An 11,549-nucleotide genomic window follows, 5' to 3' on the forward strand; every position below is an offset into this window, starting at 1 on the left:
GTCGTCGGCGTTGGCCAGGGTGATGTTCAACTGGAAGCGCAAGGGTGCGGCGGCCAGGCGTTGCACCAGATCCTTCTCGAGAAAATCGGCGCCTTCAGGGGCTGTGGCACCTGCCGCGTCCTGCGCCAACGGGGTCATGCTCCAGCGCACGGCCTGTTTCTTGCCGTTGCCATCGACCAGATAGAACGCATTGATGCTGTTATAGGTTTCGGTCGCGTAGCTGGCCGAAGGCTTGGCGGTCTTCACCCACGTCAAGAACGGCACGGCTTCCGGGTGTGCAGCGAAGAACGCCGGCACCTTCGTCGGGTCGGGCTTGCCAGTGGCTGGATCCGGCGACTGCGCCTGCTGCAATTGGTAGAACGCTTCAGGCGTGCCCACCGGAAACACCGGCATGCTGTTCATGCCGGTGCGCCATTGCTGACCGTTCGCCTGGGTGAAGCGCAGCGCCAGACTGCGGATCGGTACGGCGCTGTCCGGCGCATAGGGATTGCCCGCCGGCAAGGCAAAACGCCCCACCACCGGTGTCTGCGGCAGGTTGAACACCTGTGCCGTGGAGAACGCGCGCGCCTCGCCGCTGCTTTCGAAATGGCCTATCACGCACACGCCCTTGGCGTGATTGCGACGAAAGCCGGGATGCACGCCGTTGTTCTTTTCCAGCACATCGACCAACGCTTTTGGCGTCAGTCGTTGTGGGTCAAGGTTGCCATGCACGTAGGCAAACGCCCCGGCCACGGCGGCGACAATCACGGCAATGCCGCCCAGGCGAAAAATCAGGCTCGCGGCGCTCAGTGGCTGGCGCGGCGGCCTGCCGGGCGGTGCAGCGTTGGGGGACGAGCGATCAACCATGAATATCTCCAGGCCATCGGCCACAAGTGGAAAGAGTCAGCAAGACGCATCCCGTCCGGGTTTATTCCACGGCGCGGTATTTATTTTTGCGCACGGGGAATAACCTGCGCTGACGGGCGTCTTCCTAGTCCACAGCGTAGCGACCAGCAGACATTCATGAGCGAATTCGACGAACAGTTGAGAGAAATCATTCCCAGATTGCGCCGCTTCGCCGTGTCGTTGACGCGCAACAGCAGCAGCGCTGACGATCTGGTCCAGGCCAGCCTCGAGCGAGCGCTGTCGGCCTGGGGCGAGAAACGCGCTGAGGGCGACTTGCGCGCCTGGCTGTTCGCAATTCTCTATCGGCAATTTCTCGATGCGCACCGTCGCTCGCGGCGCTATGCGCGCATGCTGGAATTTTTCACCGGTCGCGACGATGCCGAGCCGTCGGTGGAACGCACCGTGATTGCTCAGTCGACCCTGCAAGCCTTCGAACGCCTGCCCACCGAACAGCGCGCCTTGCTGCTGATGGTCTCGGTGGAAGGCCTGTCCTATAAAGAGGTCGCCGAGATCCTCGGCGCCCCGATCGGCACCGTGATGTCGCGCCTGTCCCGCGCCCGCCAGGCCTTGCGCCAACTCAGCGACGGCGAAATCAGCAGCCCTTCCTTGCGGATACTCAAATGATCAGCCTGCCTCCCAGCGAACGTGATTTGCACGCCTACGTCGACCACCAGCTCAGCGACGCCGATCGGCGCGTGCTCGAGACCTGGCTGGCCAGCCACCCTGAAGAAGCGGCTCAGGTGCGCGCCTGGCAACGCGACGCCCAGCAGTTGCGCGCAGCGCTGAGTGGCGCCTTGCAGCAACCGGCCAATCCGGCGCTCGACCCGATGATGATTCGCCAGCGCCGCCGCCAGCAGTCCCGTCGCCACCTGGCCAGCGCGGCGGTGTTGCTCGTTGCCGTGAGCATCGGCGGTTTCAGTGGCTGGCAAGCGCGGGAAATGACCCTGGCGCGCCCTGCGCCATTGCCGATGACTGACGCGTTGCAAGCCTATCGCCTGATCGCCCAGCAAGGCGTACTGCCCGCCGATTACAAGGTCGACAGCGACGGCGACATGCAGCGTTGGCTCGACCGCTACTTCAGCGGTGCCGGGCGCTTGCCGGACTTGAAAGCTGCCGGATTCGAGCCGGTCAGCGGGCGCTTGCTCAGCACCGATGAAGGCGCGGCGGCGATGGTGATGTATGAGGATGGCAGCGGTCACAAGGTCAGTTTCTACCTGCGTCCACCGGGGCCGAAAAACACCCTGCTGCCGCGTGGCTCGCGCAGCGATGGCGATCTGCAGGCCGATTACTGGTCAGGGCCGGGCTACAACTATGCGGTGGTCAGCCCGACCGACTCGCCGGCGGCAGAGTTGCTCAAGCAATCGCCACCGTTCTGAAATCCGCCTCTGGTAGGAGCTGACGAGTGCAACGAGGCTGCGATCTGTTGGTGGCAACCAAGATCAAAAGATCGCAGCCTCGTTGCACTCGTCAGCTCCTACAGGGAACCGTGCACATATTTCATGGAGCCGACGCCCGGGCTCTGGTTACACTGGGGCCACCGCGCTCGCTGTGGAGCCGGTCTGAGAAACCAGGAGCCTGTCCCGCGTGCCCGCCCGAACGCCGAAACGATCACGACTGAGCCAACGCTGGCCGTTGCTGCGCCGCCTGTTCGGCAAAGGCCTGCCCGCCAGCGCCGGGCACGATGCTCATGCCGCGACCATCCGCGATTATTTCCGCGACAAGGCCAAAAGCCAGGGCTACACCCTCAGCCGCAGTCAGCAGCAAGTCATCGACTGCATGGCGCAGCAAGCCAGCGTGCTGCTCGGCGACAGCGGCCACACCCCGCCGAGTCTGTACCTGTACGGCGCCGTCGGGCGCGGCAAGAGCTGGTTGCTCGACGGTTTCTTCCAGGCACTGCCGATCCCGCGTAAACGCCGCCTGCATTTCCATCAGTTCTTCGCTCGGTTGCACGACGGCATGTTCCGTCATCGCCAGGAGCAAGACGCGCTGGAAATCACCCTGGATGAGTTGCTGGAAGATTGCCAGGTGCTGTGTTTCGACGAATTTCACGTGCATGACATCGGCGATGCGATGCTGATCACGCGGCTGTTCAAGGCCCTGTTCAAACGGCAGATCATGCTCCTGGTGACCTCCAACTATGCACCCGAGGGCCTGCTGCCCAATCCGCTGTATCACGCGCGCTTCAAACCGGTGATCGAGCTGATCAACACGCGCATGCAAGTGATGGAAGTCGGCGGCGCCCACGACTACCGCGCACTCAACCGCCAACACACGCATCAAGTGTTTACCCAAGGACATTACGTATGGCCGGCGACGGCAGCTCAACGTCAGACACTGGACCTGCCACCAGCCGACGCGCCTGCCCTTGCCCTCGAAGTTGGCAAGCGCCAGCTTCAGGCCCGTTTTTGCCAAGGCCGGCGAGTCGCGTTCACCTTCAACGACCTGTGCGAACAGCCAACGGCAGTGATGGATTATCTGCAACTGTGCCAGCGTTTCGACCAGTGGATCATCGATGAGCTGCCGCAGCTCGGCGAATGTCCGATCGCCGTGCAGCAGCGCTTCATCAATCTGATCGACGTGCTCTACGATCAGGACAAACACCTGACCCTGCTCGGCCGGTTGCCGCTGGGCCAGAGCCTGGAAGGTCAGGCCATTGACCTGGCGCGCACGCGCAGCCGGTTGGGGCAGTTGCAGGAAATCCACGCTCCCAACTGACTCCCTACCCTGTGAGAGCGAGCCCTGTGGGAGCGAGCCTGCTCGCTCCCACAAGGTCCGGGACAACTCAAAATCCGTTCAGCATCCGCTTTACCGCTATCATGTCGCCCATTCCAGCGCCCCCGCGTCGCTCCACCGATCAATAGCGAAACCAGACATGCACACCCTTGCTCAACTGCGCGCCGGCGAGCTGTCAGGCGTTACCCGCCTCGACCTGTCCTGCGGGCTGACCGAATTCCCCAACGAAATTTTCCAACTGGCCGACACGCTGGAAGTGCTCAACCTCAGCGGCAACGCGTTATCCAGCTTGCCCGCTGACCTGCATCGCCTGACCCGCCTGCGCGTGCTGTTCTGCTCCGACAACCAGTTCAGCGAACTGCCGGCCTGCCTCGGCCAGTGCACCGCGCTGACCATGGTCGGCTTCAAGGCCAACCGCATCGTCAATGTGCCCGGTGCCGCCCTGCCGCCGCAGCTGCGCTGGCTGATCCTCACCGATAACCGCATCGAAAGCCTGCCCAGCGAACTCGGTGAACGCCCCGCTCTGCAGAAGCTCATGCTCGCAGGCAATCGCCTGCAATCGCTACCAGACTCCCTGCGTCACTGCCATCGGCTGGAATTGCTCCGCATCGCCGCCAACCAGCTCAACGAGCTGCCGCAATGGCTGCTGACCTTGCCAAGCCTGACCTGGCTGGCCTACGCCGGCAATCCGCTGGAAACCGAAGCCGATGCCGCTGCCCTTGAGGCTACGCCGCTGATCGACTGGTCAGCGCTGCGCCTGGAGCAGCAACTGGGCGAAGGCGCTTCCGGGGTGATTTCCAAGGCAGTCTGGCAGCGCGACGACGGCACGGCGCAGGCGGTTGCGGTGAAGCTGTACAAAGGCGAGATGACCAGCGACGGCTCGCCGTTGCATGAGATGAACGCTTGCATCACCGCAGGCCTGCACCCGAACCTGATCCGCGTCGAAGGGCGCGTCAGCGGCCATCCCGATCAACAGCAGGGGCTGGTGATGCAATTGATTGATCCGAGCTTCGGCAATCTCGCCGGTTTGCCCAGCCTGGACTCCTGCTCGCGGGATGTATACGCCGAAGATTGCCGGTTCTCCGCCGACGTTGCCCTGCGCGTCGCCAAAGGCATCGCCTCAGCGGCCGAGCACCTGCACCGCCAAGGCATCACCCACGGCGATCTGTATGGCCACAACATTCTGTTGAACGATCGCGGCGATTGTCTGCTGGGGGATTTCGGCGCGGCGTCGTTTCATGCCACCGGCGATGATGTGCAGACGCGCGCATTGCAGCGCCTGGAAGTCCGTGCGTTCGGTGTGTTGTTGGGGGAATTGCTGGAGCGTGTCGACTCAGGATTGAGTACGGAGCGCCGCGCGCAACTGGAGGCGCTGGAACGACGTTGCTGTCAGGCCGATGTGCTGGGGCGGCCGGGGTTCAGTGAAGTGATCGAGGTGCTGGAGAACCTGTGACCGCAGCACGGTCAATCGCCAGCAGGCTCACTCCCACAGTTGCAATACATTCCAGTGTGGGAGCGAGCCTGCTCGCGAAGAGGTCATTACTGGCGCGACAGATCAGCCAGCCAGACCGACGAACATGTCCTGCACGTCATCGTGGTTGTCGAGGCCTTCGAGGAACGCTTCGACTTCAGCCATCTGCTCGTCGCTCAAGCCGCTGACCGGGTTCTTCGGCTGGTAGCCGAGTTTCGCCGAGAGCACGGTGAAGCCTTGTTCCGGCAGAGCTTTCTGCACGGCGTCGAGGTCGGTCGGGTCGGTGAGGAACAGCGTCGCGCCCTCTTCACCCGGCTCGAAATCCTGGGCACCGGCTTCGATCGCAGCCATTTCCGGATCGGCATCCGGGCTGTCGGGCGCGGCTTCGATCATGCCGACGTGGTTGAACATCCACGCCACCGAACCGGAAGCGCCCAACTGGCCCTTGCGGAACGCCACGCGGATTTCCGCGACGGTGCGGTTGATGTTGTCGGTGACGCATTCGACGATCAGCGGCACCTGATGCGGCGCGAAGCCTTCGTAGGTCACGCGATGGTATTGCACGGTTTCACCCAGCAGACCGGCGCCTTTCTTGATCGCGCGATCGAGGGTTTCTTTTGGCATCGAGGCTTTCTTCGCCTGTTCGACCACCAGACGCAGGTGTGCGTTGGTGGCGGTATCGGCACCGTTGCGTGCAGCAATGGTGATTTCCTTCACCAGTTTGCCGAAGATCTTCCCTTTGGCGTTGGCTGCCGCTTCTTTGTGTTTAACCTTCCACTGTGCGCCCATTACTCACTCTCTTGATCTGTGGCGCCGAGACATCTATTGGCCGACGCGTGGCGGCAAGTTTATACGGCCTAAAGTCGGCAATCGACCAAAAAAACAGCCGACGGAATCGACATCTTCACCAAAGCATGTAGGGGGATTCTGAAAAGCGCCTTTGACATGACCATTCAGGCCGACGGTTTCGTACCCTTGAAACCCCGTATCGCCTGACAGGGCCTGCTCGAATGCTCAATGACAAGGAAAGTCCCTTCACCCTTACGCTGACCGACAGCGGATTGCGCCTGCCGGTGGTGCGTTTTCGCGGCGAGGAAGCGCTGAACCAGCCTTACCGTTTCGACATCGAACTGCTCGGCCTGGCCCCGGCCATCGTCCCGGGATCCTTTCTGCACCGGCCGGCCTTTCTGCGGCTCAGTGAGCAGCACGGGTTCCACGGCGTCATTTCCAGCGCCAGCTGCGAACATCGCGGGACCCATCGGGTCGGCTATCGACTGATTCTGGTGCCGCATCTGCAACAACTGGCGCAAACGCACAAGCGCCGCGTGTTCACTCACCTGAGTACGCCGCAGATCATCCAGCAACTGCTCGAAGAACATGCCCTGCCAGCGCACAGCTACCGCATTGAAATGAGCGTCGGTCACTACCCGCCGCGGGCGTTTTGCATTCAGTACGAAGAAAGCGATCTGGCACTGCTGCAGCGGCTATGCGAAGAAGAAGGCATCCACTATCACTTCGAACACGGGCCGGACGGACACGTCGTGGTGTTCGCCGACGACAGCCTGAGCCTGCCCCAGCAACCGATCGAAATTCCCTTCAATGTCGATGAGCAACCCCCATCGCCCTGCGTCAGCGCACTCTATCAACAGCATCGCGCGGCGCCCGTGCCGATGCTGCATGCGGTGCGCAATCGTGGCCGACCAACCGGCAACGCCGAAGCCGCCAACGAGGTCTCGACCGAGTTGCCGATGCCCGCGCGATCGCCGGAACGTCTGCACGCCGAACAGCGCAGCCGGCGCCATCTGCAACGCCAGCGCTGCCAGTTGCGTTCCATTCACGGGCGCAGTGATTGCAGCGATTTGCTCAGTGGCCGACTGCTGCTTGTGGCCGATCACCCGATCCATCATTTCAACGAACAATGGCTGATATGCGCCGTGCGCCACCACGGGCAGCACCCTTCGATCCTTGACCCGACGCCAAGCGTTCAGCGTTATCACAACGACTTCACTGCGCAGCCCTGGTCGACCGATTTCCGTCCGCCACTCAAACAAGCTCGCCCGAATATTGCCGGTTATCACTTGGCGAAAGTCGCGGGTGCGCCTGGGCAACCTGCGCAAGTGGACGAAAACGGCTGCCTCGCTGTAAGCCTGTGGCCGTCTGCGGATAAATCCGCCAGCGACGCCCTGTGGCTGCCGATCGCCATGAGCCGGTTCAGCGGCCCCGTCGCGGTCGATCAATTACCGCGTGCCGGCAGTGAAGTGTGGGTGAGTTTCCTCGACAGTGATCCGGACCGGCCGATCCTGTGCCTCAGCCACGCACGCCAGCCGCCGGAGCGCGAATCAGAACCCGCGCGCGACAGCCTGTTGCTCGACTGGCTGAGCCACCGCGCCGAGCATTGATTGGCGCCTCAGCCTTTGTCCGCCTTGCCCGCCGCCGCCGCGAATTTCGCCAGGCGCACATCCAGATGCCGAGGCCGGCGCCCGTGATCTTCGGCGCGCTCCTTGCGGCGGATGGCGTTGCGCACCATCAGCGAGCCGAGGTAGCGAATCGGTTCCGGCGGGAAATAACCCAGCGGCCCGTTGGCCAGCGGCGAACGGGTCCACGGGTTATCCAGGCCCTGCACCAGCGCGGCGAGAATCTGCCCGCCCATGTGACACGGGCCGACGCCGCTGCCGGAATAACCGAAGCCGTAAAACACGTTGCCCGCCGAGCTCATCTGGCCGAAAAACGGCAAACCGGTCACTGAACGATCCGACGGGCCGTTCCACGTCGCGTCGATTTTGACCTCGGCGAACGCCGGGAAAAAATCCGCGAGACTGCGCTTGAGCAATCCGGCATAAGGCGACGGCTGATCGAACACCGGCAGCATCCGCCCGCCATAGGCGAAGGTGTTGCCGCCCTTGCCGAGCATGATCCGGCCGTCCGGGGTGTTGTGGTAGTAATGCACGAAAATCCGCGAATCGAGGACGCTGACGCCGCTGGTCAAACCGATTTGCTGCAGCAGCTCCGGACGCGGTTCGGTGATCAGCATGTCACTGGAAACAATCGCCACACTGCGCTCGAACTGAGGAAACGCGCGGGCCATCCATGCATTCATCGCCAGTACCACCCGGTCGGCGATGACCTTGCCGCCGGGCGTGTGAATACGTGCCGGGCGGCCCTCTTCCAGTCCGGTCATCGCCGTACCCTCATGGATTTTCACGCCCAATTGCAGCGCCACCCGGCGCAGACCGCGCACCAGTTTGCCCGGTTGCACGCTGGCGGCCGCCGGGGAAAACCAGCCCTCCAGATGTTTTGCTGAGCCAGCCATGCGCTGCACATCGGCGAGCGGGCGCTGGCTGAACGAGTTGATGCCGTTACGCTCCAGCGCCGCGATCACCGCGTCAGTTGCGCCGACCTGGGCGCGATTGGTCGCGGTGTACAGCGTGCCGTCGAGGCGGTAGTCGGCATCGACGCCGTACTGCTCGCAGAACTCGCCGATCGCATGGATGCTGCGCTCCGATTCCCTGACCAGACGCACCGCTTCTTCGACGCCGAACAAGCGCTCCAGGGTGAAATACTTGGCCGACCATGACAGTGCGCAACCACCGTTACGGCCACTGGCGCCGGCACCGCAGATGTCTGCTTCGATCAGCAGCACCTCCAGCTCCGGGTTTTGCTGCTTGAGCATGATCGCCGTCCACAATCCGGTGTAACCACCGCCAACGATGCACACATCCGTGCGCACCTCGCCTTGCAGCGGTGGACACTGCTCGGATGGGTCGGCCTGCAAGGCTTGCTCGAGCCAGAACGGTCGCATGGGAAATCTCCAGTCAGAAAGCCACGACGCAGCCTGCCGCGCACCGCGCAGCAGGCCACGGGGCGAAGGGTTTCAGGAACGCAGCGGTTTGACGCTCAGCGGGCAGTTGGGGATCGCCGCGCGCGGCTCCATCACGCCGACCGGCCGACTGTTCCAGTGCGGAATCAGCACCAGCGCCGAGAACAGCGCGCATCCGGCGAAGACGATAAACACCGTCACCGAGTCGAAGTAGCCCGGCAGCAAACCGCCGAGCACCGCGCCAACGGAGCCGCAGCCGTTGACGAAACCGGCGGCGGTGGCACCGGCCTTGGCCTTGCCGAAATCGATGGCCGCCGCACCGCTGATCATCGAGTCCGGGCCATACAACGTCAGGCCCATGACGAACAGCAACGCGACGACCAACAACACGCTGCCGGTGTTCAGCGCAGCCATGAACAACGCCAGCGTCACGGTCAGCGCCAGCAGACTCAGCACGCAGGCCGGCATGCGTCGGGCGCCGAAGAGTTTGTCCGAGGCCAGGCCGATCATGATCGGCCCGAGCAATCCGGCCAGTTCAAACGCGGTGGGAATGATCGCCGCGCCGACCTTGCCGACACTGGGCATCTGTTCGAAAACAATCACCGGGCCCCACAACAGAATCGCGTAGCGCGCCGGTTTCAGCAGGAAATACGCCAGGCCCAGCACCAGCACCGTGCGGTTGCGCAGGATTTCCTTCAGTGGCTCCCAGACGCTGAGTTTGCTGTTGGCTGCGGTTTCTTCGGCGGTCAGTTCCGGCTCGGGCTCCACCGCCGGCAAGCCGACGTCTTCCGGTTTGTTGCGCTGAAAGATAAAGAACAGCACGGCGACCACCGCGACCACCGCCGCGCTGGAAATGAATGCCGCGTGCCAGGTGCCGACCAGCGTGTAGGCCCACCAGCCGGCGAACGGCGAGGCGACCAGACCACCAAACGCGTAACAGGAACTCCACAAGCCGAGCACCCGCCCGCGCTGCTCTGACGGGAAGAAGCTGCCAAGGTTTTTACACAGCCCGGACCAGCCAGTGGACTGCGCCAAACCTTGAATCAACATGCACGTGGCGAAGATCGGCAATGTAGCGAAACTGCCCATCACCAGCGCCGCAGCGGCGGATATCAGCAAACCACCAAGCACGACGACTCGTGGACCGAAGCGATCGGCGAGCATGCCCCAGGTGAACTGTCCGAGGGCATACGCCGCCAGATAGATCGCGTCGAGGTTGGCCATGGCCATTTTGTCGAGGGTGAAATCAGGGTCTTCGGCGATGCCCAGTTTGGCTACCGAAAATGCTTTGCGGGTGAAGTAGAACGCGGCGTACGCGAGCCAGGTAATAGCGAAGATCTGCACGCGCCAACGCGCCAGGGTGCCGATGTGCTTGTTCATGGTGGTTCTGACCTCAGGGTGTGAGTGTGCCGGCAGAATCGATTAAGAAAAACGCCTGTGTTTTTTATTGTTGAGCACTGCGTTACCGCCCCTTCCCTTCGGCGATACCGGTCAGATGAGTCTGCTGTTGCACGCACAGGCTCATGGGCCGGCGCTGCTGTTCGACCGAGCAGTCAGCGATGGCGTGAGCCGATCAAAGCAATTACTGTTTAATAAATAAAATCGATTTATCGTATTTCACACATAAGCTGAGCTTGTTACTGGAGCCACCATGTCCATCTCTCATGCCCAACTCAAAGCGTTCCATGCGGTGGCCGTCCATGGCAGCTTCACCCGCGCCGCCGAGCGGCTTTATCTGACGCAACCGGCGATTTCCGACCAGGTACGCAAACTCGAAGAACGCTTCGGCGTGCTGCTGTTTCACCGCAATAAACGTTCCGTACGCCTGACCGACCTGGGCGAGCGTCTGCTGACGATCACCCAGCGCCTGTTCGTGATCGAAGCCGAAGCGCAGGAATTGCTGCAGGAATCCCAGGCCCTGCAGACCGGCAGCCTGATTCTCGCGGTGGACGCGCCGATCCACGTGTTGCCGCAGATCGCACGGTTCTGCGAACGCTACCCGGGCATCAGCGTGAAAATCGAAACCGGCAATACCGATGAATCGCTGTTTCGCCTGTTCAACTATCAGGCCGATCTGGCGCTGCTCGGCCGCGACGTAACCGATGAACGCTTGCTGTGCGTGCCGTTGCGCAACGATCCGATGGTGGCGTTCGTTTCGCGCAATCATCCGTGGGCCGAGCGCGAATCGATCTGTCTGGCCGATCTGGATGACACGCCACTGGTGCTGCGTGAGATCGGTTCAGTAACCCGGCAGACGCTGGAAGAGGAAATGGCTCGAGCGGGCTTGCGCATACGCCCGGCGATTCAGGTTGAAGGTCGGGAAGCGGCGCGCGAAGCCGTGGTGGTGGGGATCGGGGTTGGTGTGGTTTCAGCGGCGGAGTTCGGCGCCGACTCACGGGTCTGCGCGTTGCCGATCACCGACTGCACGAGGCGCCTGACCGAAACCCTGGTGTGCTTGCGCGAACAGAGTTCGCGGCGGGTGGTGGCGACGTTTCTCGATATGGTTCGCGAGAGCCTGACCTGACTCACTCCCTGTCCTGATCGTTCCCACGCTCTGCGTGGGAATGCCTCAACGGACGCTCCGCGTTCGGCTATTGGATGGGACGCAGAGCGTCCCGGGCTGCGTTCCCACGCAGAGCGTGG

The 11,549-nt window shown here is 62.6% G+C and carries 10 protein-coding genes; 6 read left to right on the forward strand and 4 right to left on the reverse strand.

All coding sequences use genetic code 11. The features are described from left to right. Positions 1-846: catalase family peroxidase (locus OQK_RS27695; RefSeq protein WP_016775319.1), on the reverse strand; the 846-nt coding region annotated here is incomplete at its 3' end. A 156-nt stretch (positions 847-1,002) separates the two neighbouring features. Here OQK_RS27695 and OQK_RS27700 point away from each other — a divergent pair. The 4 genes from OQK_RS27700 to OQK_RS27715 all read left to right on the forward strand — a co-directional run bounded on the left by OQK_RS27700 (position 1,003) and on the right by OQK_RS27715 (position 5,071). Beyond that, entirely contained in the window at positions 1,003-1,509 is a 507-nt protein-coding gene (locus OQK_RS27700) for an RNA polymerase sigma factor (RefSeq protein ID WP_016775320.1), read from the forward strand. Further along, the gene (locus OQK_RS27705) at positions 1,506-2,261 is read left to right on the forward strand and encodes an anti-sigma factor family protein (protein WP_016775321.1); all 756 of its coding nucleotides are present in this window, start codon (positions 1,506-1,508) and stop codon (positions 2,259-2,261) included. The genes OQK_RS27700 and OQK_RS27705 overlap by 4 nt, the downstream gene beginning before the upstream one ends. A gap of 208 nt (positions 2,262-2,469) precedes the next feature. Then, positions 2,470-3,600, forward strand: coding sequence for a cell division protein ZapE (zapE, locus tag OQK_RS27710; protein WP_016775322.1), 1,131 nt, complete (start codon positions 2,470-2,472; stop codon positions 3,598-3,600). Positions 3,601-3,757: 157 nt separating this feature from the next. Then, the gene (locus OQK_RS27715) at positions 3,758-5,071 is read left to right on the forward strand and encodes a protein kinase (protein ID WP_016775323.1); all 1,314 of its coding nucleotides are present in this window, start codon (positions 3,758-3,760) and stop codon (positions 5,069-5,071) included. Between the two features lie 102 nt (positions 5,072-5,173). Here the strand turns inward: OQK_RS27715 and OQK_RS27720 are convergent, their stop codons facing one another. Further along, a complete protein-coding gene (locus OQK_RS27720) occupies positions 5,174-5,878 on the reverse strand; it encodes a YebC/PmpR family DNA-binding transcriptional regulator (protein WP_016775324.1) in 705 nt (234 codons plus the stop codon). A 221-nt stretch (positions 5,879-6,099) separates the two neighbouring features. Between OQK_RS27720 and OQK_RS27725 the strand changes: the two genes are divergently transcribed. Then, positions 6,100-7,488: a type VI secretion system Vgr family protein gene (locus OQK_RS27725; RefSeq protein ID WP_016775325.1), complete on the forward strand. Its 1,389-nt coding sequence runs from the start codon at positions 6,100-6,102 to the stop codon at positions 7,486-7,488. Positions 7,489-7,496: 8 nt separating this feature from the next. On the opposite strand, the gene OQK_RS27730 is transcribed toward OQK_RS27725, so the two are convergent. Continuing rightward, positions 7,497-8,888: an FAD-dependent oxidoreductase gene (locus OQK_RS27730; protein WP_016775326.1), complete on the reverse strand. Its 1,392-nt coding sequence runs from the start codon at positions 8,886-8,888 to the stop codon at positions 7,497-7,499. Positions 8,889-8,960: 72 nt separating this feature from the next. After that, on the reverse strand, positions 8,961-10,286 hold the full coding sequence (locus OQK_RS27735) for an MFS transporter (protein WP_016775327.1): 1,326 nt from the start codon (positions 10,284-10,286) through the stop codon (positions 8,961-8,963). Between the two features lie 271 nt (positions 10,287-10,557). Here OQK_RS27735 and OQK_RS27740 point away from each other — a divergent pair, with 271 nt between their 5' ends. Beyond that, on the forward strand, positions 10,558-11,430 hold the full coding sequence (locus OQK_RS27740; RefSeq protein WP_016775328.1) for a LysR family transcriptional regulator: 873 nt from the start codon (positions 10,558-10,560) through the stop codon (positions 11,428-11,430). The last annotated feature ends 119 nt before the right edge of the window (positions 11,431-11,549 follow it).

Origin of the sequence: Pseudomonas sp. R62, assembly GCF_000257605.1 — a bacterium.
Lineage (GTDB): Bacteria > Pseudomonadota > Gammaproteobacteria > Pseudomonadales > Pseudomonadaceae > Aquipseudomonas > Aquipseudomonas atacamensis.